Source organism: Microcella alkalica, assembly GCF_014137945.1.
GTDB classification, from domain to species: domain Bacteria; phylum Actinomycetota; class Actinomycetes; order Actinomycetales; family Microbacteriaceae; genus Microcella; species Microcella alkalica.
Map to the genome: position 1 here is coordinate 240,787 of NZ_JACGWX010000003.1, position 22,892 is coordinate 263,678.

Annotated in this window: 20 protein-coding genes and 1 tRNA gene; 7 read left to right on the forward strand and 14 right to left on the reverse strand. The window is 71.2% G+C overall.

What is annotated here, in order from left to right; genetic code table 11:
• Window position 1: 1 nt before the first annotated feature.
• From FHX53_RS07955 to FHX53_RS07965, 3 genes are all read right to left on the reverse strand, one after another.
• Complete coding sequence (locus FHX53_RS07955; protein WP_343050910.1) at window positions 2-3,805, reverse strand: DEAD/DEAH box helicase; 3,804 nt, start codon at window positions 3,803-3,805, stop codon at window positions 2-4.
• 80 nt (window positions 3,806-3,885) lie between these two features.
• Window positions 3,886-5,262 (reverse strand): GNAT family N-acetyltransferase, encoded by a 1,377-nt coding sequence (locus tag FHX53_RS07960; protein WP_182490817.1) that lies wholly within the window; start codon window positions 5,260-5,262, stop codon window positions 3,886-3,888.
• Window positions 5,259-6,020, reverse strand: coding sequence for a CDP-alcohol phosphatidyltransferase family protein (locus FHX53_RS07965; protein ID WP_182490818.1), 762 nt, complete (start codon window positions 6,018-6,020; stop codon window positions 5,259-5,261). The genes FHX53_RS07960 and FHX53_RS07965 overlap by 4 nt, the downstream gene beginning before the upstream one ends.
• Window positions 6,021-6,376: 356 nt before the next feature.
• Here FHX53_RS07965 and FHX53_RS07970 point away from each other — a divergent pair, with 356 nt between their 5' ends.
• A complete protein-coding gene (locus FHX53_RS07970) occupies window positions 6,377-6,709 on the forward strand; it encodes a ribonuclease E inhibitor RraB (protein ID WP_182490819.1) in 333 nt (110 codons plus the stop codon).
• Here the strand turns inward: FHX53_RS07970 and FHX53_RS13465 are convergent.
• The 4 genes from FHX53_RS13465 to FHX53_RS07990 are packed head-to-tail and all read right to left on the reverse strand — an operon-like array spanning window position 6,696 to window position 10,671.
• A complete protein-coding gene (locus FHX53_RS13465) occupies window positions 6,696-7,388 on the reverse strand; it encodes an HIT family protein (protein ID WP_220476290.1) in 693 nt (230 codons plus the stop codon). The genes FHX53_RS07970 and FHX53_RS13465 overlap by 14 nt on opposite strands.
• A gap of 23 nt (window positions 7,389-7,411) precedes the next feature.
• Window positions 7,412-7,804: an iron chaperone gene (locus FHX53_RS07980; RefSeq protein ID WP_182490820.1), complete on the reverse strand. Its 393-nt coding sequence runs from the start codon at window positions 7,802-7,804 to the stop codon at window positions 7,412-7,414.
• 51 nt (window positions 7,805-7,855) lie between these two features.
• Entirely contained in the window at window positions 7,856-9,580 is a 1,725-nt protein-coding gene (locus FHX53_RS07985) for an amidase (RefSeq protein ID WP_182490821.1), read from the reverse strand.
• The gene (locus tag FHX53_RS07990; protein WP_182490822.1) at window positions 9,577-10,671 is read right to left on the reverse strand and encodes an agmatine deiminase family protein; all 1,095 of its coding nucleotides are present in this window, start codon (window positions 10,669-10,671) and stop codon (window positions 9,577-9,579) included. Before FHX53_RS07990 ends, FHX53_RS07985 begins: the two co-directional genes overlap by 4 nt.
• 102 nt (window positions 10,672-10,773) lie before the next feature.
• On the opposite strand from FHX53_RS07990, the gene FHX53_RS07995 reads away from it, so the two are divergent.
• On the forward strand, window positions 10,774-11,457 hold the full coding sequence (locus tag FHX53_RS07995) for a TetR family transcriptional regulator C-terminal domain-containing protein (RefSeq protein WP_182490823.1): 684 nt from the start codon (window positions 10,774-10,776) through the stop codon (window positions 11,455-11,457).
• Window positions 11,458-11,850: 393 nt separating this feature from the next.
• Here FHX53_RS07995 and FHX53_RS08000 read toward each other — a convergent pair whose 3' ends face one another.
• The 4 genes from FHX53_RS08000 to FHX53_RS08015 form a co-directional block, all read right to left on the reverse strand.
• Window positions 11,851-12,663: an ABC transporter permease gene (locus FHX53_RS08000; RefSeq protein WP_182490824.1), complete on the reverse strand. Its 813-nt coding sequence runs from the start codon at window positions 12,661-12,663 to the stop codon at window positions 11,851-11,853.
• An 11-nt stretch (window positions 12,664-12,674) separates the two neighbouring features.
• On the reverse strand, window positions 12,675-13,544 hold the full coding sequence (locus FHX53_RS08005) for an ABC transporter permease subunit (protein ID WP_182490825.1): 870 nt from the start codon (window positions 13,542-13,544) through the stop codon (window positions 12,675-12,677).
• 117 nt (window positions 13,545-13,661) lie between these two features.
• Entirely contained in the window at window positions 13,662-14,840 is a 1,179-nt protein-coding gene (locus FHX53_RS08010) for an extracellular solute-binding protein (protein WP_182490826.1), read from the reverse strand.
• A 122-nt stretch (window positions 14,841-14,962) separates the two neighbouring features.
• The gene (locus FHX53_RS08015) at window positions 14,963-16,003 is read right to left on the reverse strand and encodes an ABC transporter ATP-binding protein (RefSeq protein ID WP_182490827.1); all 1,041 of its coding nucleotides are present in this window, start codon (window positions 16,001-16,003) and stop codon (window positions 14,963-14,965) included.
• 127 nt (window positions 16,004-16,130) lie between these two features.
• Here FHX53_RS08015 and FHX53_RS08020 point away from each other — a divergent pair, with 127 nt between their 5' ends.
• Complete coding sequence (locus FHX53_RS08020) at window positions 16,131-16,988, forward strand: FadR/GntR family transcriptional regulator (protein WP_182490828.1); 858 nt, start codon at window positions 16,131-16,133, stop codon at window positions 16,986-16,988.
• Window positions 16,985-17,704, forward strand: a complete 720-nt coding sequence (locus FHX53_RS08025; protein WP_182490829.1) for a cache domain-containing protein — start codon at window positions 16,985-16,987, stop codon at window positions 17,702-17,704. Before FHX53_RS08020 ends, FHX53_RS08025 begins: the two co-directional genes overlap by 4 nt.
• A gap of 4 nt (window positions 17,705-17,708) precedes the next feature.
• Here FHX53_RS08025 and FHX53_RS08030 read toward each other — a convergent pair whose 3' ends face one another.
• Window positions 17,709-18,866, reverse strand: a complete 1,158-nt coding sequence (locus tag FHX53_RS08030) for a Glu/Leu/Phe/Val dehydrogenase family protein (protein WP_425488307.1) — start codon at window positions 18,864-18,866, stop codon at window positions 17,709-17,711.
• Between the two features lie 94 nt (window positions 18,867-18,960).
• On the opposite strand from FHX53_RS08030, the gene FHX53_RS08035 reads away from it, so the two are divergent.
• The 3 genes from FHX53_RS08035 (at window position 18,961) to FHX53_RS08045 (ending at window position 21,938) form a co-directional block, all read left to right on the forward strand.
• Window positions 18,961-19,431, forward strand: coding sequence for an Lrp/AsnC family transcriptional regulator (locus tag FHX53_RS08035; protein ID WP_182490830.1), 471 nt, complete (start codon window positions 18,961-18,963; stop codon window positions 19,429-19,431).
• Between the two features lie 211 nt (window positions 19,432-19,642).
• Window positions 19,643-20,224 (forward strand): PadR family transcriptional regulator, encoded by a 582-nt coding sequence (locus FHX53_RS08040; RefSeq protein WP_182490831.1) that lies wholly within the window; start codon window positions 19,643-19,645, stop codon window positions 20,222-20,224.
• 82 nt (window positions 20,225-20,306) lie between these two features.
• Window positions 20,307-21,938 carry an ABC1 kinase family protein gene (locus FHX53_RS08045; protein WP_182490902.1) on the forward strand — a complete coding sequence of 544 codons (1,632 nt, stop codon included), beginning with the start codon at window positions 20,307-20,309 and terminating at the stop codon, window positions 21,936-21,938.
• 4 nt (window positions 21,939-21,942) lie between these two features.
• On the opposite strand, the gene FHX53_RS08050 is transcribed toward FHX53_RS08045, so the two are convergent.
• Complete coding sequence (locus tag FHX53_RS08050) at window positions 21,943-22,533, reverse strand: hypothetical protein (protein ID WP_182490832.1); 591 nt, start codon at window positions 22,531-22,533, stop codon at window positions 21,943-21,945.
• A gap of 260 nt (window positions 22,534-22,793) precedes the next feature.
• Window positions 22,794-22,868 (reverse strand) — tRNA-Arg (locus FHX53_RS08055).
• Window positions 22,869-22,892 lie beyond the last annotated feature (24 nt).

The window sequence follows — 22,892 nt, forward strand, 5'->3', positions numbered from 1 at the left end:
CCTATCGAGGCATCGGGGGCAGCGCGTCGATCGGCTGCGTCTCGCTGAGCGCGGCACGGTGCCGGGCGGCTGCGGCCTCGGTCGCCGCCGAGGGGCGCCCGGTCGAGCCGGCACTCGCACCCGCCATCGCGGCGATGCGGTCGGCCACGGCGTCGGGCTGGCTGAACAGCTCGAAGACGTGCACGCGGGCGTAGTGCCAGCCGAGGCGACGCAGCAGGTCGGGTCGCAGGCGCAGCGACTCGCGCAGGCTCATCTCCATGAGCGATGCGTCGGTGTCGACCGCTATGCAGTAGCCGCCGCGGCTCGCGACGAGCCGGAACTTCCCGCGGTGTCCGAGGGAAACACGCAGTCCGCGTGCCTCGAGGCGACGCGCCAGATCGATGAGCATCGGGTCGCTGTCGTCGGGCAGCTCGATGCGCGAGCGTCGCGCCTCGATGTCGGCGAGGAGGTCGGCGAGGGCGCGCGCGCCGTGCGAGAGGCGATCGTCGTCCAGGTCCTCGGCGCGGACGCTGCTGACGATCCGGACGAACCGGCGGGCGCGGGTCATCGCGACGGCGAGCAGACGGTCTCCGCCAGGGCGGCCGAGCGCGCCGAACTCGCTCAGCACCCGGCCGTGCGGCGTGCGGCCGAAGCCGATCGAGAAGATCACTCGGTCTCGGCTCTGAGCGACGGCCTGCTCGATCGTGAGCACCGCGAACGGCTCGGGGCGGTCTCCGAGCACGAAGTCGTGCAGGTCCGGGCGCGTGCCGATCGCCTCGAGCACGGCGGCATGCACGCGCGAAGCGTGCTTCGCGCTCGCCGTGATGACCATGAGCGACTCGTGCGGCCGCGCCGTCGCGTGCTCGAGCACGAGATCGACGACGCGCTCGACCTCGACATCGACGCTCTCGATCGCTCCCGATTCGTCGTCGGGCATCCCGACGCCGTCGGCGAGGTAGTCAACCGCGATCGACGGGTGCCCGAGGAAGGACCCGGCCCAGGGCAGCGAGTCGATGCGGCCGGCGTAGAAGCGGCGGTTGACGAGCTCGGCGAGGTCCTCGCCGCCGGCGCGGTACGAGCGGGTGAGTGACATCGACGGCAGCAGCTCGGCCAGCTGGAAGAGGGCCGAGGCGGCGTGCCGGGCATCCACGTCGGAATCGCCATCGGGCGCGTCGGCGTCGAGCGCGACGGTGAAAGGCGAGGGGGTCTGGGTCACCGGGTCGCCGATCGCGACGACCTGCCTGGCCCGGCGGATCGCCCCGGCGACCTCGGGGATCGTCACGGCCCCGGCGTCGAGCAGGAAGACCGCGTCGAACGGGATGTCATCGCTGATGCCGTGGATGTCGTACGGCGAGGCGAGCCACACGGGAGCGATCGGCCGACTGAGGTGCGGGGCGCACTTCTGCAGATCGCCCGAGGTGAGCATCCCCGCCTTGAGCAGCGCCTTCAGCGCGGCCGCCTCGTCCGGCCAGTCGGTGATCCCGATCGACCAGTTCTCGGCGAGCTGCCACGCGAGCAGCGACGCGGTGCCCGCGGCGTGCGCCTCATCGACGAGGCGGAAGTCGGCCTCGAGCCGGTCGAGGACGGCGGTGTCGGCGCCGAGCAGAGCCCGGTCGCTCTGCAGCAGGGCGTCGAGCGCCGAGCGCCACCACGCGAGCTCGAGCTCGGCCGCGACCTGGTCGTGCGGCACGTGGCGCGCCGACAGGTCGCTCAGCAGCGGGCCGACCTCCCAGCGCTCCATCTCGCGCAGCAGCTCGGTGCGCTCCTGCAGGTTGTTGAGCACATCGCTCTCTGCGGCGAGCGACGCCACGAGCTCGACGAGATCGGCGATGCGGCGCTGGCGCAGCAGCTGGGGCTTCGACTCGTGCCCGAGCGGGGCATCCAGGGCGTCGAGATCCTGCTCCACCTGCTGGAAGGCGTGATGCACGTCCGCGATGCCGACGGGCACCTGAGGGGTGATGCCGACGGGGACGAAGCGCTGCCAGAGCACGCGCTGCTGCTGGATGCGGGTGAGCGCCTCGTGCAGATCGCCGATGTGGACGCCCGGACGCAGGTACTCCTTCGCGAGCGACTTCAGGCGCCGGCGGGTCGAGGCGGGCATCGACGAGCCCTCGCGGCGCGGGGCGGTCGCCGCGATGAGCTCGCTGAGCGAGCGGTCGAACACGGAGGGCTGGAACTTGTCGAGGGTGTCGCGGATGTCGATGAGCAGCCGCAGGTAGATGCCGAGCTCGGCGACCGACTCGAACGGGCGCATGTGCGTCGAGCCGATGAGGGCGTTGGCCCGCTCGAGCAGACGGGGAAGCAGCTCGTGATGGAGTCGCTTCGCGCGGTCGTGGGCGCGCTCGGCCTCCTGGCCCGTCGAGAACCGGGCACCGTACCAGGGCGAGTCGTCGGGACCGTACTTGAACTGCCCGAGCTGCGCGGCCTGCACCATGACCGAGCTCGCGTGAGCGCGGTCCTTCGCGAGCAGCTCGACGGCCTGGCGGCTCAGTCGCGCGCGCGTCGTCGGCGGCGTCGGCAGCAGAGCGAGGCGGCTGAGCTCGGTGACGCAGTCGTACACGCTGATGCCGAGCGCGGCGTCGGGGCGCGCGAGCGCCTCCCGGTAGTCGACGAGCACGCCGCGCAGCCGGGCGAGGGCCTCGTTGACATCGGCCACCTGCGGCCGCGAGGCCTTCTCGTTGCGTGAGATCGCACGGATGACATCGCGACGCAGCGACCGTGAGGTGACCGCGATGCCGGGAAGACCGATCTCCGCGAAGCGACTCGCGACCGATCGCACGCTCGCGCGGCGCGGGCTCACGACGAGCACGCGCTTGTTCTGTGCGACCAGGGCTCCGACCGCGTTGACGACGGTCTGAGTGCCGCCCGTGCCCGGCAGCGTCTTCACGACGATCGAGTTGCCCGCGGCGATGCTCGCGATGACCTGCTCCTGCTCGGCGTCGGCGTCCAGCAGCAGCAGGTCGGTCTCGGGCGGCCGCTTGTCGGCGTGCACGAGCTCGACCGGAGTCGAGCTCTCGCGCACCGCCCATCGCGCGCTCTGATTGCCGGCGAGGGCGTCGAGCACGGGATGCGCGAGGTCGTGCGCGTCGGCCGCCATCGGTGCGCCGATCTCGGCGAAGGTGCTCACGACGAGGCGTGGCGAGATCGTGAAGCCGTCGAGGTGGGCGGTCAGCCCGCGCAGCCGATCGAGGGGCGGGTTGGGCTTGAAGGTGCCCTCGTCGTCGGTGAGGGCGACGAAGGCGTGGGTGTCGAGGTGCAGCGAGAACTGCTGCGAGAGAGCGCGGACCAGGGCGGGGTTCACGGCCACGGCCCCACGGAGCGTGAGCTCGACATCCCGGCCCCGGCGACGCAGGCGCAGCGGACGCAGCAGGAGCGGCGCGCGGTAGTCGGCGCCGTCGTGGTGCCAGGCGACCATGCCGATGCCGAGGGCGACGGCGTCGATGCCGCGCACGCTCGCGAGCTCGAGGCCCTTGTCGGCGATGCGCTCGGCGGCGAACCGTGCGCGGCGCAGGGCGATGTCGTCGCGCACGAGGTTGCTCAGCAGGGTGGGACTCCCGGCGATGAATCGGGCGAGGCCCCCCGGGTGGCTCGTGCCGAGCTCGATGCGCGTGCGGTCGGAGTCGTCGAAGTGCAGCAGAGGCGACCGGCCGCCGAGAGCCGCCAGCTCATCCCGCCAGCGCTCCCACACCGGGGTCGCGATGTTGCCGACGCTCACCGTCGGGTCGCCGATCGTGAGCGCGCTCGCGCTCGTGCCCCCGGCTGCCGAGGTCGCGGGAGCGTCGTCGTCAGCGACATCGGGATCGTCGTATCGGTCGGCACGCCACACGCCGACACCCTACGCGCGGTGCGGGCCCTCTTCGGGGATTGCGCACCGTTCGGCGGCAAATCGGGCGGGCGCTCCGGGTCTCACGCGATCTCGAGCACGACGACCGACACGGCGATCGTGACGGCGATCGGCTCATCGCGCGCGACGAGCAGGTCGCTGAGGGCCTCGCGCTGCTGATGGAAGGCGTTCGGCCCCATCATCACGAGGTCGAGCACCTGGTCGCGACCGAGCTCGTGCACCGCTCGAACCCGCGTCGACGAGACCAACCGGGCGCCCGGGATGCTCGCCTCCGCCTCCTCCGCCTTGCCGGCCGGCACACGCAGCAGACGCAGGCTCTCGACGAGCTCGCGATGATGGTCAGCCTCGGGCACCGCGATCACGACTCGCGCGCGGGGGGCGAGGATCCGCTCGAGCTCGGCTGCGCCGCGCTCTCCGCCGCCCGGCGCGAACACCCGGAGCACGACGTCGACGCTCGCATCCTGCACGGGAACCCCCCGCCAGACGTCGCTCGCCACGGCCGCGAGCCGCTCGTGCGCGCGGGCCGCGCGGCGCAGGGCGGGAACGGAGGCGTCGAGCACGATGCCGCGCAGCGATGGCCGCGCGTCGAGGACGCGCGCCGCGTGCCAGCCGGTTCCGCCGCCGAGGTCGACGAGCCAGCGCGCATCCACCGGTACGGCCTCGGCGATCGCCGCCGCGATGGCGTCGTGGGCGCCAGAGGCCTGCACGCGCTCTCGGGCCTCGACCATCGCCACCGTGTCGCCCGTCGCGGTCGAGGCCCCGCCCCGCAGGCTCGCATAGCCCTGGCGGGCGACGTCGAAGTGATGGCCCGCCTCGCATCGGACTCCCCCGTCGACGCGCTCGAGCGCCTCGCGGCAGAGCGGGCACTCGACGATCTCGAGGGCGGCGGTCAGAGCGTCGGAGTCGTGCGGCGGGGCCGGGGTCACGCCGCTACTGTACGGGTCGCTCCAGACGACCTCGCCCCGCTCGTCGTTCGTGACGTGCTGCGCGATGAACCCGACCTTCGCGGCGACACGCAGAGACGCGAGGTTGCTCGCCGCGATCGTGGTCCAGAGCCGCTCGCGTCCCGTGCGCCAGGCGGCGGCGATGAGCTCGTAAGCCGCCTCGGTCGCGAGCCCGTGGCCGCGGACGGCCGGCAGGAGCTCCGAGACGAGCTCTGGCTCGTCGACGGTGGCGCGACCGGGGATGAGCGCGATGTAGCCGACCGGCCAGCGCTCGCCCGCGAGCCGCAGCATCCGCAGGCCGAGGCCGTGCTGAGCGAGGCCGTGCTCGAGAGCGGGGATCCGTTCGAGGATCGTGGCAGGATCCGCCGGCTCCCCTCCGCGCGCCGCGCAGATGGCGGCGTAGGCGACTGCGTCGTCCGAGTGGAAAGGGGTGAGCGCGAGACGCTCGGTCGTCAGCTCGGTGTCGAGGGGGCGGTAGGGAGCGGTGCGCGTCATGCTGCCACCTCCCCGAGCGAGCCTCGGGCATCCCTCGCGGACGCCGCATCGCGCCTCGCGCCCACGAGCCGGCCGATCGCGCGCGCTCCGATGATGACCTCGACGACGGCGGCCGGCCTCATCCACGCCGAGCGGGGCAGATCGACGACTCCGCCGCGCGCGAAGCTCACCGCGGCGAGCGCCGCGACCGGTGCCGCCCACGCCGCGAACGTGATCGCGCGCCACGTCGGGCTCGGCTCGTGCTTGAGCACGAACCACGTCCAGAGCACGGTGTCGGAGAGGTAGTCGCCCTGCGTGCCGAAGCGCGTGACCGTTCCCGTGCCACGCGCGAGCTTCCCGTCGACGAAGTCGGTCGCGAGCGCGAGGACGGGCACGGCACCGCCGAGGCGGGCGGACGCCGCGGGCAGATTGGCTCGTGCGATCGTGAGCAGGTTGGGGGCTCCGAGCGTGCGGCGCTGCTCGAGCATCCCCAGGTGGGTGACGGTCATGATCCAGCTCGTGAGCACCCAGGCGCGCCCCCTGGGGTGCGCGAGGGCCGCCATCGCGGCGTGCACCGCGGTCGCCTCGACGACCGCGCGCGGCCGCTTGCGCGCCTCGAGGATGCTGCGCGCCGTCGTCTCGACGACGAATCGACCCCAGGCGCCCGGCCCGAATCGCCCCGCACGCAGGCCATCGAGGAGCGCGTTCGACGCGGCTCGACTGTCGTCGGCCGTGAGGGCACGACGATGCGACGCGTCGCGCGCGCGCGCTCGGGTCATGCGCACCTCCTGGAGGAAGGCTAGGACTAACGGGAGGAGAACTCGATACCCGCGTCAGGGTGCCATTCGTGACGCAGCCGCGCCGGTGCGCACCCCGGCCTCGAGCAGGGCATCCCAGCCCGATGCATCGAGGGCATCGAGGGCATCGAGCCGGGGGGCGGTGGACGCGACCGCGCACGGTGACGGCATCCAAGCCGTCGAGCGGGAGCCCGCCGAGATCCCAGGCGTTGTGGAGCCCGCTGATGGGGAGCGCACGCGCCATGGAGTCACAGGAATACGAATCCTCAGGTATTGCGAGTGAGTTCTGCGGCGCTCGACTACGCGGGCGCGCCCCGGCGGGTCTATGCTCGACCGCCGTGGGAGACATCCGGCCGCACCTGACCTCGAACGTCGAGCAGTTCAGCCAGCGCATCAAGATGCGGGATGACGTCGACCTCCCCCGTGAGGTCGAGCACTTCGCCAACTTCGCCGCCATCAAGGATGCCCGCGGGGCCGCTCGCGACCTCGAGGCGCTCGGGTACGCGGTGTCGGTGACCCGCCGCATGATCTTCCGCGCGACGCTGCGCGCGACGAAGCAGTCGACCGTCGACATCGAGACCGCCGACGCGATGGTCGAGGAGGTCTTCGGGGTGGTCGAGTCCCGTCGCGGCGACTACGACGGCTGGGGTGCTCCGGTCATTCAGCGGTAGGCGCCGGCTCGGGCGCCGATTCCGGCTCGGTGCTGACCGGGCCCTCGAGGTCGACTTCGTGCGGCTGCGCTAGCGGGCCCTCGGGCTCCTCCTTGATGCCCGAAAGCTCCCGGAGCTGCGCAGTGATCGCGTCGCGGAGCGGCTGGTGCCCCGGCTTGTACTGATGAAGGTCGTCCGTCCAGTGCGTCTCGCGGTAGTCCCAGACGGGGCGCTGGGCCTTCGGCCCCTCCCACTCGTAGCGGGGGAAGACGTGCGCGTGCACGTACTCGTCGGTGTTGCCGAGGATCTCGATGTTGACGCGGCGAAACGCCGGGTCCTTCTCGATGCAGGCGCGCTCGACCGCGACCGCGAGGAGGTCCAGGTCGGCGAGGAACTGCAGGCGCTGCTCGCGAGTGAGCTCGCTCAGCATCGCGGCATCGCGGTGCTTGCTGATCAGGAGCGAGTAGCCGGGCAGGAACTGCGTGTCGCCGACGACGGCCCAGCCGCTCGATAGCTCGAGCATGACCATGGGGTTCTCGCCTCGCGCGCTCGCCCCGACGCGGTCGTCGCGCCACGAGATCGCGGAGTCCTCCGAGGAGGAGGGGGAGGAGGAGGAGGAGGGATGCGCGCTGCCGACGGGAGCGGAGCCGGTGGGGACGTCGGCGGGATCCGCGTCGGCCTTCTTCGAGAAGAGGTTCATGAGGCGACCCTACTGAAGCGGATTCAGCCGCGTGCGGGGGTTGCGTGCTCAGGGCGCTCGTGCTCGGGGCGCTCGTGCTCGGCGGCGTGGCGCGCAGCGTGCTCGGCGATCCGTGTCACGAGCTCGTACGGCATGGGCTTGGAGTACAGCAGATTGACCGTGTCCTTCGCCGACCGGTACTCCGCGATCGCCGCCTCGAACTCCTCGTCGCCGCCCGGGACGGGGTAGATGCCCGCGTGGTTCTTCCATCCCGCGAAGTGCAGCCAACAACCGCCGTCGAGTCGGATGGCGGGCATCCCGTACCGGATGCGCTCGTCGCCGCCCGGGGATGCGGCCCGGATGGCCTGACGGAGGCCGCGCAGGATCGGCTGCACATCGGTCGGGAATCGCGCGATGTAGTCGTCGACGTCGCTCATGGTGCCGCCAGCATGAACCCCGGGCGAGAGAAGGTCAAGAGCGCGTCTGGATCACAGCTCGGGCGCCCGCGGCGCGGCGACGCGAGTCACCCCGAGCGTCGAACCCGGTTCGTTCGCCGACGCCTCGAACGCGGCGGCGAGACCGAGGAGGCGCGCGTCGTCGTAGGCGCGACCGGCGAAGGTGAGCCCCACGGGCATTCCGATGTCGCTCATCAGCCCCATGCCTACCTGGACGCACGGGATGCCGAGGTGGCGCGGCACCAGGTTGCCGTTCGCGACCCAGGTTCCGTTGCGCCAGGCGAGCTCGGCGCTCGCGGGGTTCACGTCGGCATCAGCAGGGCCCACGTCGGCAACGGCGGGGAACACGACGGCATCGAGCCCGAGATCGTCCATCCACGCCTCGAGGTCGACTCGACGCGCCTCCTCGAGCCCGCGGACGCCCGCCTCGACATTGGGGATTTCCGTGAGCGCCGGCACGCCGTCGCGTCGGGCCCTGCGCACGTACTCCTCGAGCGGCACGTCCTCGGGCGCGAACCGACCGAGGTGGTCGTCGTACCGACCGGGGAGCGCGCCCGGTGAGGTCGGAAAGATGAGCTCGGGGTCGACGTCGGCGAGATGCTGAAGGTTGGGGTCGCCGTTCGCCTGCAGGAACTCCTCCCAGCCCCACATCGAGAGCTCCCACAGCTCGGAGTCGGCGAATCCTGCGGGCACGAGTCCGCGCGCGGTCAGAGAGCGGTCAACCGCACGACCGCGGCTCTCGTAGTTCGTCACGACCGGGAAGTCGACCTCGACCACCACCGCGCCGGCCGACTCCAGGTCGCGCCTGGCCTTCTCCCACTGGGTGATCACGGTTCCGCGCGTCTCGATCCGGTCGGGCGAATCGGGGTCGGCACCGATGTACATGCGCGGGACGCCGAGCCGAGCGCCCTCGAGCGCTGTCGCCCGAGCGGCGGGTGTACCGAGAGCGGCATATGACAGCGGGCGCACCGACGACGCGGCGGGGATGCTCACCCATGGCTGGACCCGCCAGAAGTCGCCGCGCGCTTCGAGGTCGTCAGCGACGATCTGGTCGAGCACGAGCAGGAGATCGTCGACCGAGCGCGTGTAGGGCACGACGACGTCCATCGTCGGGACGAGCGGCCAGTTGCCGCGCACGGAGATGACGCCGCGGCTCGGGGTGTAGCAGACGAGGCCGTTGTTCGAGGCGGGCCCGCGCCCGCTCGACCAGGTCTCCTCCGCGAGGGCGAAGGCGCACAGCGACGCCCCAGCGGCGGTGCCTGAACCGTTCGACGACCCCGAGCCGAAGGGCGCGGTCAGCCAGTCAGGGTTGTACGGGCTCTCGGCCCGGCCGTAGAGGCCGCGCTGCATTCCGCCGTTGGCCATGGGCGGCATGTTGGTGAGCCCGAGGCAGATCGCTCCCCCCGCCCGGAGCCGCTCGATCGTGAAGGCGTCGCGCTGGGCGACGAGGTCGGCGAACGCGGGTGATCCGCTCGCGACGGTGAGGCCGCGCACCATGAAGCTGTCCTTCGCCCCGTACGGGATCCCGTCGAGCGGGCTCAGCACGTCTCCGCGCGCCCGGCGCTCGTCGCTCGCCCTCGCCTCGTCGAGGGCGTCAGGGTTCATCACGACGAAGGCGTTGAGCTGCGGGCCCGACGCGTCGTGAGCGGCGATGCGCTCGAGGTAGCCGTCGACGAGCTCGACTGCGGTCGTGCGCCCCTCGTCGAGCGCACGTCGCAGTTCGACGATCGAGGTCTCGACGAGAGGGATGCGCGTCATCGGTCGCCCTCGGCCGTCGCGCCGGCGCCGGTGCCGGCGCCGCCGCTGTCGCCGTCGCTGCGGAGCGTCTCGAGCCCGGCCCTCGGCTGCTGCTGAGTGATGCAGTGGATGCCGCCGCCGCGGGCGAAGATCTCGCGCGCATCGACCGTCACTGCCTCGCGCCCGTACTCCTCGCGCAGAATGTCGCGAGCCCGCGCATCCGCCACCTCGTCGTCGAAGCCGCACGCGATGACGCCGCCGTTGACGACGAGGTGATTGACGTAGCTGTAGTCGACGAACCCCTCGTCGTCGCGCAGCTGCGCGGGAGCGGGAAGCTCGATGAGCTCGAGGCGGCGGCCGCGCGCGTCGGTCGAGTTCCGGAGGGCCTCGTGGATGGCGGGCATGACCGCGTGGTCGGGATGCGCGGGGTCGGGCTGCGCGTGCACGAGCACGCGGCCCGGGCTCGCGAAGGTCGCGACGATGTCGACGTGCCCGCGCGTTCCGAGATCGTCGTAGTCGCGGGTGAGGCCGCGCGGCAGCCAGATCGCGGTCGTCGCGCCGATCGTGCGGACGAGCTCGGCCTCGACGCGCTCCTTCGTCGCCCACGGGTTGCGGTCGCGATCGAGCTGCACCGTCTCGGTCACGAGCACGGTGCCCTCGCCGTCGACGTGGATGCCGCCGCCCTCGTTGACGAGCAGGCTCGGCACGCGCGTCACGCCGAGACCGTCGAGCACGAGCGCGGCGATGAGGGCATCGTGCTCGCAGTCGGCGCCCTGGCCCCAGGCGTTGAAGATCCAGTCGACGCCGCCGAGCTCGCCCGTCTCGTCGTCGATGACGAAGGTCGGGCCGAAGTCGCGCATCCAGAAGTCGTCCAGCGGTGCCTCGACGATGTCGATATCGGTGCTCAACATGCGACGGGCGCGCTCGCGCTCGCTGGGGTCGACGACCATGGTGACCGGCTCGAACGGGACGATCGCGTGCGCGACGGCCGTCCACGCGGCGTACGTCGACTCGCGCGCGGCCGAGCTGTAGCCCATCACCTCGCCCTCTCGCGGGAACGCCATCCAGATGCGATCGTGGGGTGCGGTCTCCGCGGGCATGCGCCAGGCCATCGTCGGCTCCTCTTCGTGGGCGGGCCGTCATCCTCGCCGGCCTCTTGTTGATCGAGCGATCAATATCTAGACTGCTCGAAAGCTACCGAAGCGAGGGCGGGGATGTCAACAGCGGGCGAGGGGGACGGCGAGGGCGACGGTCGATCCGCGCCGATCGGGTCCGCCCCGTCGGCGGATGCTCGGCCCCGTGCCGCCCGCACCTCGCCCACCGAGCGCGCCGCCCAGCTGGCCGCGGCTGCCGAGGCCCTCGCGCTCGAGGAGGGCCTGGACGCCCTCACTCTGCGCGCGGTCGCCGCGCGCGCCGGAGTCGCCTCGAGCCTCGTCGCGCACTACGCCCCGAGCATGGAGCGGCTCGTCGCCGACACCTTCACCGCGATCGTCGCCGCCGAGCTCGCCGAGGTGCGCGCGCACGCGAGCGCCGTGCGCGATCCGGCCGTCCGGCTGCGGGCGCTGCTCGCGACCCTGCTCGACGGCAGCCGCGACGACGTCACGGGCGTGTGGGTCGACGCGTGGAGCATCGCGCGCCGGTCATCCGTGCTCGCCGAGGCGGTGCGCGAGCAGATGATCGCCTGGCACGCCGCGATCGTCGACGCGCTGCGGGCCGCCGCGCCCGCGTCGATGCGCGAGCGCGAGCTCGACCGGGTCGCGGCGCACGTGCTCGCCATGGTCGACGGGCTCAACGCGCACGAGCTCGTCGACTACGGCCCGACCGTCTCGGGACTCGAGCTCATCGCTCGCGTCGTCGAGCGCGAGCTGTCGCTCCCCGAGGGCGCACTCACGCGCTGAGCGACCGCGGTCCTCCGCGCGCAGTGCGCCAAGACACTCGGCGAGCCGCACGGCCTCGCCCGAGCATCCGACGGCCACCGGGTTCGCGCGCGCAGAACCGCGCCTATCGGGCGCTTCTTGCGGTCTCCGACCCCCATGGGCGCGACGACTGCCCGATAGAGGGCCTGCATAGCCCGATCGCCGGGCCCGGGCCGAGCATCACGACACTCCCCACCCGACCATCTCGACCAAATGAAGGGAGGCTGCGCACCGAGAACGGCGTGTCGCAGCCAACACGCCGTTGGCGACGGGCCCGCTCTCTTCATTTGGTCGAGGCGGGCGAGCGCGGCCTGGTGCGCTGACGCGCGTGAGCGGATGCCCGAGCCCGGGCCGCGACCCGCGCCGAGCAACCGCCTACCGCTCGTCCTCCTCCGCGCGCGTGAGGCGCTGCGAGACGTAGACCGGGATGAACGACAGGAGGATGAGCAGGGTCGCGATGACGTTGACCTGGGTCGCCTCGTTGGGGCGCGACATCTGGTTGAAGATCCACAGCGGCAGCGTGTCGACGCCGGCCGGAGCGGTGAAGATCGTCACGACGAGCTCGTCGAAGCTCAGCGCGAACGCGAGCAGCGCGCCCGCCACGAACGCCGTTCGGAACTGCGGGAACGTCACGAGCCGGAAGGTCTGCCACAGGCTCGCGCCGAGATCCATCGAGGCCTCCTGCATGCTCGGGCTCATGCGTCGCAGGCGAGCGAACACGTTGTTGAAGACCATGACGATGCAGAAGGTCGCGTGCGCGACGATCATTCCGAGGTACCCCAGCTGGATGCCGATCGGCTCCAGAATGTTGTTGTAGGTGTTGCTGAAGGCGACGCCCGTCACGACGCCGGGCAACGCGATCGGCAGCACGATGAGCAGGTTCACGGTCTGCTTGCCGAAGAAGTCGAAGCGCTGCAGCGCGAATGCCGCGAGCGTGCCGAGCAGGAGAGCGATGACCATGGCGCCGAGGCCGACGATGACCGAGTTGCCGACCGCCGTCCACAGCGCCTCGTTCGCGAACGCCGCGCCCCACCAGCGGAGCGAGAACTCCTGGATCGGCCAGCTGGGGATCCGTGCCGCGTTGAACGAGTTCACGATGACGAGCATGAGCGGCACGTACATGAACACGAGCACGACCGCGACGATGGCGCCGAGGGCGACGCGGGCCCCGCGAGTGAGTCTGAGCATGAGCGGCCTCCCTACATCCGCTCGAGCGCGCCGGTGCGACGGGTTCCGAGCAGGTACAGCACGACGAACGCGACGGGCACGAACGCGAACGCCGCGGCGACGGGCGGATTGAGGTTGATGTTGTTGGCGATGATCGAGCCGATCATCTGCGTGCGCCCGCCGACGAGTTCGGCGGCGATGTAGTCTCCGAGGCTGAGCGAGAAGGTGAAGACCGAGCCGGCGATGAGGGCGGGCATCAGGAGGGGCATCACGACGGTGCGCACGGTCGTCCAGCCGCGGGCGCCCAGGTCGGCGCTCGCGTCGAAGAGGTTCACGGGGATCTGTCGGATGGCGGTGTAGACGGGCAGTGCCATGTACGGGAACCACAGGTAGGTGAGCGTGAGCACGACAGTCGGCTGGCTGAAGCCCGGCCCCGAGATGCCGAGCACGCCGAAGAAGGAGTTGAAGAACCCCTCCTCGGTGAAGGTCACGCGCATCGCCAGGATCTTGACGAGGTAGCCGGCCCATAGCGGCAGCGTGATGGCGACGGCGAGGAAGCCCCGCATCCAGGGCGAGGCGATCTTGGCCATGTAGATGCCGAGCGGGATGGCGAACGCCGCGCTCAGCAGCGTCACGGTGAGGGCGATGCCGAGCGTGCGCAGCGAGGTGGACAGGTACGCCTGGTTCGAGAGCAGCTGCTCGAAGGCGTCGAACTGGAACGCCGGCGTCACCTTCGAGGTGAAGGGGTCGACGCGCCAGAACGCGGTCGCGAGCAGCAGCGCGAGCGAGACGATGTAGAGCCCGACGAGCCACACGAGCGGCAGGGTCAGGAGCGAGCCGAGCCGCAGCCGACGACTGCGGTACAGCAGCGCCGAGACGGGCTTGGTGGCGGTCGACGTCACGAGCGTCCTCCGGGGATGGCGGGCGAGCAGGCGGAGTGATGAGAGGGATGCTCCGGGTGGGGTCGAGCGTCGGCCCCACCCGGAGCGGCGGTCAGTCAGGCCCGGAGGCCCCGGGCGTCAGCCCTTGACCGACACCCATGCGTCGGTCCACTCCTGGAACGAGGTGCACTGAACGTCCGTGCGACCGTCGAGGCACTGCTCGATCGGGGTCGTCCAGTACCAGACCTGCTCGAAGTACTCCTCGTTGAGGGCGTTGAACTCCTCGCAGTGAGCCGCGGCTTCATCGTTGAGCTCGCAGAACGCGCCGTTGGCGGGCGCCATGCCGAAGTTCATGGCGATCTTGCCGTTGACCTCCGCACCGCTGGTGTAGTTCATCCACTCGTAGGCGCAGTTCGGCGAGTCCGACTCGGTCGAGATCATCCACGCGTCCGACCAGCCGGTCGAGCCCTCGACGGGCAGGGTGCCCTTGAACTTGTCGTCGGCGGCGAACTTCCGCAGGATCTCCCACGACGTGCCGATGGCGGTGGTGCCACCCGCGAACGAGGTGATCTGGGCGACCGGGTCGCTCCAGTACTCGGAGATCAGCCCGTTCTGCTGCTGCAGGAGCTCGATCGCCGCGGCGAGCTGATCCTCGTCGAGCGCGTAGGGGTTCTCGATGCCGAGCTCGGGCTCGTGGTGCATCAGGTACACGGCCGCGTCGGCGATGTAGATCGGGGCGTCGTACGCCGTGATCTGGCCGGCGTAGGGGCTGTCGGCCTCCCAGACGACGTCCCAGCTCGTCGGCTCCTCGGTCACGATCTCGGAGTTGTACTGCAGGATGTTGGCGCCGCGGCCGATCGGGATCCCGTAGACCTTGCCGTTGATCGTGTCGTAGAGCTGGCCCTTCATACCCTCGACGATGTCGTCGGAGAAGTTCGGGATGAGTTCGGTGTTGATCGGGGCGACGTCGCCGCCGACGATCAGGCGCAGGCTCGCATCGCCCGATGCCGACACGAGGTCGTAGTCGCCCGTGCGCATGAGCTGCACCATCTCGTCGGAGGTGCCGGCGACGCGGCGGTTGACGACGCAGCCGGTCTCCTCGGTGAACACGTCGGCCCACTCGGGCTCGACGAAGCCGGACCATGCGATGATGTCGACCGCGTCCTCGTAGTCGCCCTTCTCCTCGAGCGTGGGCACGTCGGGCACGTCGAACGTGAGCTCGCCGGCGCCGTCGGATCCCGCGTCGGCTGCGCAGCCCGCCAGCACCAGCGCCGCTGCTGCTGCCATGGCGGGGAGCGCGCGATAACGCTTCTTCATGGTTCTCCTCTGTTTCTCTCGGTGGGTGATGCAGGTGGGTGGATCGGGTGATGCGAGTGGTGCTGTGTCGCGATCGGTCGAGGATGCTCGGCGCGCGGTCGGCGCGAGCCCGAGCATCCGCGTCATGGCACGACGGCCGCGTGCTCCGTGGCCCAGACGACGCGCACGCGATCGCCGCGCGACCATGGAGCGGTGTCGTTCGGCGCGTGGTCGTTGTGGCGCTCGGCGATGACGCGGAGGCCGTGCTCGCCCTCGACGATGTAGCGCGTCGCGGGGCCGGTGTAGACGAGCTCGGAGATCGTTCCGAGGACGCTCGTCTCGTGCGCCGCCGGGGCCATGTCGGCCGGGGCGATGCGCACGCGCTCGGGGCGCACCGTGAACGCGCGCGATTCTCCGATGAGGCGCTCAGCGAGGTCGGGGGCGATGAGGTTCGAGACGCCGAGGAAGCCCGCGACGAAGGCGGTCTGCGGGAACTCGTACACCTCTCTCGGGGTGCCGACCTGCTCGACGCGGCCCTGGTTGAAGACCGCGATGCGGTCGCTCAGAGTCAGCGCCTCCTCCTGGTCGTGGGTGACGAAGATGAAGGTGATGCCGACCTCGCGCTGGATCTGCTTGAGCTCGATCTGCATCTGCTCGCGCAGCTGCTTGTCGAGCGCACCCAGCGGCTCGTCGAGGAGCAGGACGCGCGGGCGCAGGATGAGCGCGCGGGCGAGGGCGATGCGCTGGCGCTGACCGCCCGAGAGCTGGTGCGGCAGCCGGTCGCCGGTGTGGCCGAGGCGCATCTGCTCGAGGGCGTCCGCGACGCGCCGCCGGATCTCCGCCTTCGGCGTCTTGCGCACCGTGAGCCCGTAGGCGACGTTCTGCGCGATCGTCATGTGCGGGAAGAGCGCGTAGTCCTGGAAGACGGTGTTGACGGGGCGGTCGAAGGGGGCCGAGCGGGTCACGTCCTCCCCCTCGAGCAGGATGCTCCCGCTCGTCACCTCCTCGAAGCCCGCGATCATGCGCAGGACCGTCGTCTTGCCCGAGCCGGACGGGCCGAGCATGGAGAAGAACTCGCCCGATCGGACACCCAGGTCCAGCTCGGCGACGGCGATCGTGTCGCCGAATCGCTTGCTGACGCCGCGCAGCTCGACGGCGTGGGGGGTGGCGGCGGTGTCTGCCATGGGCGGCGGCTCCTGGGTGCGTCGGTGGACCGAGGTGATAACTATAAACATATGGTTTCATAGGTAATGTTGCAAGGACGTAACAGTCCTGTGACGGTTCGCCTCGCGACCGGGAGAGGAGAAGGGCATGACCGAGTCCTCCTCCCTGCGCACCGCCAGCCCCCGCAGCGCGCCGCACGCGGACCGCGCCGACAGGGCGGAGAATGACCGGGTGAGCTCCGCCACTCGATCCGGCCGCCCGACACGACTGCACCGCGCGGTGTTCCAGCCGATCGGCGATGCCGGGCGCGCCGCTCTCGTGGAGCGGCGCATCGCCGACGCGATCACGGCCGGCGTGCTGCCATCCGGCGAGCGCCTGCCCGCGGAGACGGAGCTCGCTCGCTCGTTCGGCGTCGCCCCGGCGACCGCTCGCGAAGCGCTCCTCGCCCTTCGCGAGCGCGGCCTCATCGTCACGCGCCGCGGGCGCAACGGCGGGAGCTTCGTCAGCGACGACGCCGACCCGACCGCCTTCGCCCTGCGCGCGCTGGCCGAGACCTCGCGCGTCGCCCTGCGCGACCTCGCGGCCCACTACCTCGCCATCACGAACGCGTGCGTCGAGCTTGCCGCGCGCCGTGCCGACCCGAGCGAGATCGCCGCCATCCGCACACGCCTCGACCGCGTGCGGGATGACGAGGTCGCCGCGTGGAGGCGCGTGACCGACGACACCCAGATCGAGCTCGCCGCCCTCAGTCAGTCGGCGAGACTCACACGCGAGCAAATGCGATTGCAAGGCGAGCTCTCGCCGTTCTTCGCCCTCGTCGACACCGACGCGCATGCTCGGCTCGCCAATCGCGCCGCGCTTCTCGCCCTGCTCGACGCAGTCGCCGAGGGCGACGAGGCTCGAGCCGGATCGATCATCCGACACAAGATCCACCGCTGCGTCGACTGGCTCATCGACCTGCGCGAATCCCCCACCGCGAGCCACTCCGAGAGGACCAGCCCGTGACCTCAGCCACCGCATCCGCCCCCGCCGAGCGGACATCCGCCGATCCGGTCGCGCTCGTCACCGAGTACTTCGGGCGCGCCATCCACTCGCTCTCGTCCTGGACGGGCGAGCTCGCGGGCGCCCTGCACGAGGCGGGCGGACGAGGCGCCGTGACCACCGAGGTGCTCGACGACCTCGTCGAGCCCTATGCGCGCCGCACCTTCGACTCTCTCGACCTGCCTGTCTACGGGGCCGGGTTCATCGCCGCCCTCGACTGGCTCTCCGATGCGCGCAGCCACCTCGCATGGTGGCAGGGGGCTGATCGCGCCAAGCTCGTCCTCGCCTCGCAGTCGGTCAACAAGGAGCTCATCGACTACAGCGAGCTGGAGTGGTACCGGGTTCCGCAGTCGAGCGGGGCTCCCCACGTCGCCGGCCCCTACGTCGACTACCTGTGCAGCGACGAGTACACGATCACCGTGGCCGCGCCCGTGGAGCTCGACGGCCAGTTCGTCGGCGTCGCGGGACTCGACCTGCTCATCGATCAGGTCGAGCGCGACCTCCTGCCGCGGCTGAGCGCCTTCGGCAGCGACGTCTCGATCGTGAACGGAGTCGGCCGTCTGCTGCTGTCGACGAGCGCACGACGCGAAACGGGCGACTCGATCCGCGGATCCTCGCTCGAGGGCTTCGAGCGGGGGGCGTGCCCCGGCATGGCACTCGAGGTGCTGACGGCGCGCTGATGCGCTAGCCGGCGAGCAGCATCCCGGCGCGCGCCCGCTCGACGCGATCGACAGCGAGCGCCTCGGCCGCCGCGAGCGGCGTCACGCCCTTCGCTCGGGCGGCGCACAGGACCTCCGAGAGCGTGTCGCCGATGCCGCGCAGCCGCGCATCGATCGCCGCCGGCGAGGCCCCGTCGCCGGTGAGCGCGAGGTGGATCACGCCACCGGCGTTCACGACGAAGTCGGGGGCGTACAGGATGCCGCGGGCCGCCAGGTGCTCGGCCCCCGACCGGTAGGCCAACGGATTGTTGGCCGGGCCGACGACGGCGCGCACGGGCAGTGTCGCGATCGCGGCGGGCGTGAGGACGCCGCCGAGACCGGCGGGCACGAACACGTCGGCGGGGGTCGTGAGGGCGGCGTCGACGTCGATCCAGGTCGCTCCGAGGTCGGCGGCGAGGGCCCGCTTCGACTCGGCGATGTCGGTGACGAAGAGCTGAGCGCCGGCGCGGGCGAGGCGCTCGGCGAGGCGCGAGCCCACCTGCCCGAGGCCCGAGATGACGAACGAGCGACCGACGAGCGAGCCCGAGTCGAAGAGCTCCTCGATCACGCGCTCGATCGAGACGTACACCCCGAGCGCGGTGCCCTCCGCGGGCTCCCCCGCTCCCCCGCTGGCCGCGGGCAGGCCGACGACGTGCTCGGTGCGCTCGCGCACGACGAGCATGTCGTGCTCGGTCGTGCCGACGTCCTCGGCCGTCCGGTAGCGGCCGTCGAAGGTCTCGATCAGGTCGCCGAGGTCAAGGAGCGCGGCGCGGCGGCGCTCGTCGTCGACGACATCATCGGGGCCGAGCGCGATGACCGACTTGCCTCCGCCCGCGCCGATGTCGGCGAGCGCGTTCTTCATCGTCATCGCCGAGGCGAGGCGCATGGCGTCGGCGACGCCGTCGATCCATTGCGGGTAGCGCCACATGCGGCAGCCGCCGAGCGCGGGGCCGATCGCCGAGGAGTGCAGGGCGACGGTGATCGCGAGACTCGAGCGCTCGCCGCGCACGGTCGAGACGCGCTCGTGGGTGAAGTCGGGCAGGGGTGCGGTCGGCATGATGACTCCAGAGAGATCGGTGCGGTCGTGGGCGGGATCGATCCGGGGCCCGCGCGGGATCGCCGCTCGCGCACCGGTGCGCATCATGACCAGTGAGTCAACGCCGAACGCGCCAGTTTCGCCAGACCGACCCCGAGAACTGATCGATTCGAGCATCGTGAGCGCGTACAGTGAGCGCACCATGGTCAAATCGCCCAGACTCCTCGATGCGTCGAGCCGGCGCATCCTCGCCGCTCTCGATCGCGACCCGCGCGCGACGGTCGGCTGGCTCGCCGACAGCCTCGGCCTCGCGCGCGGCACGGTGCAGAACCGGATCAGCCAGCTGTTCGACGGCCGCACACTGCGCCCGCACTCGATCACCGCGCATCCCGAATCGCTCGGCTACGCCGTACGGGCGATGGTGACCGCCGAGGTCGATCAGCACCGCTTCGACGATGCGATGGTCGCGCTGCGCGAGATTCCCGAGATCATCGAGTGCGTCGCGATGTCGGGCGTGAACGACCTGCTCATCCAGGTCGTCGCGCGCGATGCCGACCACCTCTACGAGATCGGCCAGCAGATCCTTCGATGCCCGGGCATCCGCCGCACTGCGACCTCTCTCGTGCTCAAGGAGCTCATCGAGCACCGCATCGCCCAGCTCCTGGCCGACTGAGCGGGGGGCGGACTCCAGCAGACCGCGCCTCAGCGCACCTCCCGATCGCGCCGCCCAGTCGAGGTGAAACGCATCGCGAAAGGATAGGCAGGCGCTCAGCCCGCACATCAGGTGCTTGCGGTCAGCGGTGAGCGCGCATCCAGCGACGCGGCGTAGCGTCGGCATCAGTCCGGCGGCCGTTCGCGCCGCCCTCTCCCGAAGGGACACTCCGATGCGCAGCTCCTCCTCCGCCGGCTTCGACATCCGCGAGGCCGTCGACGGCATCCGCGACGCGTTCGCGCCTCGATCCGGCGCTCGCTCCTCGACCTCGACTCGCGGCGACATCCGAGTGGCCGTGCTCTCCGCCCTCTCGCGCGAGCCGATGAACGGCCACCAGGTCATGCAGACGATCGCCGCATCGAGCGGCGGGGCGTGGATGCCCGGCGCGAGCGAGGTCTACCCGATGCTGCAGCAGCTCACCGACGAAGGTCTCCTCCACACGCAGAACGACGGAGAGCGCACGGTCTACTCGCTCACCGAGACGGGCCGCGCGGCCGCCGCCGAGACGCTCGCGGCGGCCGCCGCCTCCGCGGCGGACCGCGACGACGCCGACCCCGCCGACCACGACCGCCGTGAGCACTGGCGCGGCCCGCGCTGGGACGAGAGCACGGCAGCCGTGCCGCGCGCCGGCGCGAAGCTCGTCCAGGCCGCAGCGCAGGTCGCGCAGTCGGGCTCGCGCGAGCAGAAGGAGCGCGCCGCAGCCCTGCTCGACGAGACGCGCCGCAAGCTCTACGCGCTCCTCGCCGAAGGCTAGGAGGGTGCCGACGCCCGGCGACGAATCGCTCTCCGCCGAGGTTCAGCGCGATCCGGCCCTGCGTGCGCGCTACCGCCGAATCATGCGCTTCGCGGCGCGCGCGCTCGTGCAGGCCTGGTGGTTCGAGCTGGTGCTGCCGCGGTTCGGTCTCTCCCGTCTCGCCGCGCGCGGGCGCATCCGGCGCCTGCAGCGGCTCTCGCGACGCTTCCACGGCCTCGCCGCCGACCTCGGCGGGCTCATGATCAAGGTCGGCCAGTTCCTCTCATCGCGCCTCGACGTCCTGCCGCCCGAGATCACGCGCGAGCTCGAGGGGCTGCAGGACGAGGTGGCTCCCGAGCCGTTCGCGGCGATCGTCGCGCAAGCCGAGCGCGAGCTGGGCATCCCCCTTGCTCGCGCCTTCGCGTTCGTCGACCCGACGCCGATCGCGGCCGCTTCCCTCGGCCAGGCGCATCGCGCCCGGCTCTCCCCCGGCATCGCCGCCGATGTCGGCTTCGACGAGGTCGTCGTCAAGGTGCTGCGGCCCGGCATCGAGCAGATCGTCGAGGTCGATCTCGCCGCCCTGCGCCGCGTCGGCCGCTGGCTGTCGCGCGTGAAGCTCGTCAACCGCCGCACCGACGCCCCCGCGCTCGTCGAGGAGTTCGCGACGACCAGCCTCGAGGAGATCGACTACGTCCACGAGGCGATCAACGTCGAGCGCTTCGCCGCCGACTTCGCCGACGACCCGCGCGTCGGCACGCCCGTCGTCGTCTGGGAGCGAAGCGCCCGCCGCCTGCTGACGCTCTCCGACGTCACGGCGATCAAGATCGCCGACGTCGCCGCGCTGCAGGCCGCGGGCATCGACCCGAACGCCGTCGCCGCCGAGCTCGCGCGCGCCACCTTCGAGCAGATCTTCGTCGCCGGGTTCTTCCACGCCGACCCGCACCCCGGCAACATCTTCGTCACCCCCGCTGTCAACGGCGACCCCGGCGGCTTCGCGCTGACCTTCATCGACTTCGGGATGATGGGCGAGATCGACGACGAGCTGCGCGACGGGCTGCGGCAGTTCATCTTCGCCGTCGCCGCCCGCGACGCCCGCGGCTGGGTCGCGGCGACGCAGCGTCTCGGCGTGCTGCTGCCCTCGGCCGACACGGTCGAGCTCGAGCGCGCGATCACGGCCCTCTTCGACCGCTTCGGCGGCATGGGCGTCGCCGAGCTCACCCGCATCGACCCGCGCGAGCTCGAGGCGTTCGCCCGCCAGTTCAGCGAGGTCATCCGCACGCTGCCGTTCCAGCTGCCGGAGAGCTTCCTCCTGCTGATCCGCACCATCTCGCTCATCTCGGGCGTCACGAGCGCGCTCAACCGCGACTTCAACATGTGGGATGCCGTCGACCCCTTCGCCCGCACCCTCCTCAACGGCGGCGGCGCATCTACGGCCCGATCGCTCGGTCGCGAGGCCGTGTCGATCCTGTCGGCGCTCGCCCGGCTCCCCCAACGACTGGATGCTCTCGCCACCCGCGTCGACCGCGGCGAGCTCGCCGTCCGCAGCCCTGAGCTCGAGCAGCGATTGCGCGTCATCGACGGCAGCGTGCGCCGCACGACCTCGGCGATCCTCTTCGCAGCCCTTCTCATCGGGGGCGTTCTGCTCCGTCCGACCGACGAGGTCCTCGGCTGGGTACTGATGGGCGCCTCGGCGGCTCCCCTCCTGCACGCGATCGCGCCCTGGCGTCTGCGATAGGGGGTCAGATCCCCCAGTCGTAGCCGTCGAGGCTGGAGACTTCGGCGACGTCCTCTTGCCATTCGGGCCGATCGGGCTGGAGCTCCCTGGTGCGCGACTCGAGGATCTCGACCATGTGCGCGTCGGCGAGGTCGATGTCGAACTCGGCCGTGGGCACCGACAGCATCTGGCTCGCCGGCCCGAGCAGGATGTGCGCGACGCCCTTGCCGAAGTTCTCCGTGAAGGCGGGGAGGACGACGAGGTCGGACGACCCGCTGCGGGCGAGCGCGCGCCCGTAGCGCAGTATCGACTTGCACACCTGGTCGCTGATGATGATGGATCCGCCTGCGTAGTAGAGCTTTCTCATGCCCCAAGCCTCGACCCCGGCCGCGGATCGTCCCACGGCCTTGCCCTCCGCGGCCGCGGCCGAAATAATTCGACTCCTGTCGCCGTGCCGGCCGGATGTCGAGCGCGCTGCGACCTCGGCCGAGCATCCGACCCGAAGGAGCACTGCGATGACCGCGTACATGATCTCCTTCCCGAGCGGCGTCATGGAGGTGCCGGACGGCGAGTGGCAGCAGGCCGTCGACGAGTCGCACCAGGTGATCCGCGACATCAAGGCCGCGGGCGCCTACGTCTTCGGCGGGGGGATCAACGAGGATGTCGAGCCGGTCGCGGTGTCCGCCGACGGCGCGGTGAGCGCGCCGATCTACCCGCCCTTCGACGGAGGCGTCACCATCATTCAGGTGCCGACGCGCGAGGAGGCGCTGCACTGGGCGCAGCGGATCGCGATCGCTGCCGGTGCCCGCAGGAGCTGCGCGAGTTCATGTACGACGCGGAGTCGTGACGCCGGAGAACAGCCGCGGCGAGCGACGTTGGTGCCCCTGGAGGGACTCGAACCCCCAACCCTTTCCTTAGGACGGAACTGCTCTTCCATTGAGCTACAGAGGCTGACCCCTCCACTCTAATCGGCGA

What these genes read in the sequence shown, in the direction of transcription:
- FHX53_RS07990 (WP_182490822.1), bottom strand. Translation starts at nt 10,671, where the DNA reads ATGGCCTGGCGCATGCCCGCGGAGACCGCACCCCACGATCGCATCTGG.
- FHX53_RS08010 (WP_182490826.1), bottom strand. Translation starts at nt 14,840, where the DNA reads ATGAAGAAGCGTTATCGCGCGCTCCCCGCCATGGCAGCAGCAGCGGCG.
- FHX53_RS08020 (WP_182490828.1), top strand. Translation starts at nt 16,131, where the DNA reads ATGACCGAGTCCTCCTCCCTGCGCACCGCCAGCCCCCGCAGCGCGCCG.
- FHX53_RS08000 (WP_182490824.1), bottom strand. Translation starts at nt 12,663, where the DNA reads ATGCTCAGACTCACTCGCGGGGCCCGCGTCGCCCTCGGCGCCATCGTC.
- FHX53_RS07995 (WP_182490823.1), top strand. Translation starts at nt 10,774, where the DNA reads ATGTCAACAGCGGGCGAGGGGGACGGCGAGGGCGACGGTCGATCCGCG.
- FHX53_RS08035 (WP_182490830.1), top strand. Translation starts at nt 18,961, where the DNA reads ATGGTCAAATCGCCCAGACTCCTCGATGCGTCGAGCCGGCGCATCCTC.
- FHX53_RS08030 (WP_425488307.1), bottom strand. Translation starts at nt 18,866, where the DNA reads ATGATGCGCACCGGTGCGCGAGCGGCGATCCCGCGCGGGCCCCGGATC.
- FHX53_RS07980 (WP_182490820.1), bottom strand. Translation starts at nt 7,804, where the DNA reads ATGAGCGACGTCGACGACTACATCGCGCGATTCCCGACCGATGTGCAG.
- FHX53_RS07985 (WP_182490821.1), bottom strand. Translation starts at nt 9,580, where the DNA reads ATGACGCGCATCCCTCTCGTCGAGACCTCGATCGTCGAACTGCGACGT.
- FHX53_RS08050 (WP_182490832.1), bottom strand. Translation starts at nt 22,533, where the DNA reads ATGTCGCGGATCACCTGGTGCGACTCGTCGACGGCCTGCTGCCACTCG.
- FHX53_RS08040 (WP_182490831.1), top strand. Translation starts at nt 19,643, where the DNA reads ATGCGCAGCTCCTCCTCCGCCGGCTTCGACATCCGCGAGGCCGTCGAC.
- FHX53_RS08015 (WP_182490827.1), bottom strand. Translation starts at nt 16,003, where the DNA reads ATGGCAGACACCGCCGCCACCCCCCACGCCGTCGAGCTGCGCGGCGTC.
- FHX53_RS13465 (WP_220476290.1), bottom strand. Translation starts at nt 7,388, where the DNA reads ATGAACCTCTTCTCGAAGAAGGCCGACGCGGATCCCGCCGACGTCCCC.
- FHX53_RS07960 (WP_182490817.1), bottom strand. Translation starts at nt 5,262, where the DNA reads ATGACGCGCACCGCTCCCTACCGCCCCCTCGACACCGAGCTGACGACC.
- FHX53_RS08045 (WP_182490902.1), top strand. Translation starts at nt 20,307, where the DNA reads ATGCGCTTCGCGGCGCGCGCGCTCGTGCAGGCCTGGTGGTTCGAGCTG.
- FHX53_RS07965 (WP_182490818.1), bottom strand. Translation starts at nt 6,020, where the DNA reads ATGACCCGAGCGCGCGCGCGCGACGCGTCGCATCGTCGTGCCCTCACG.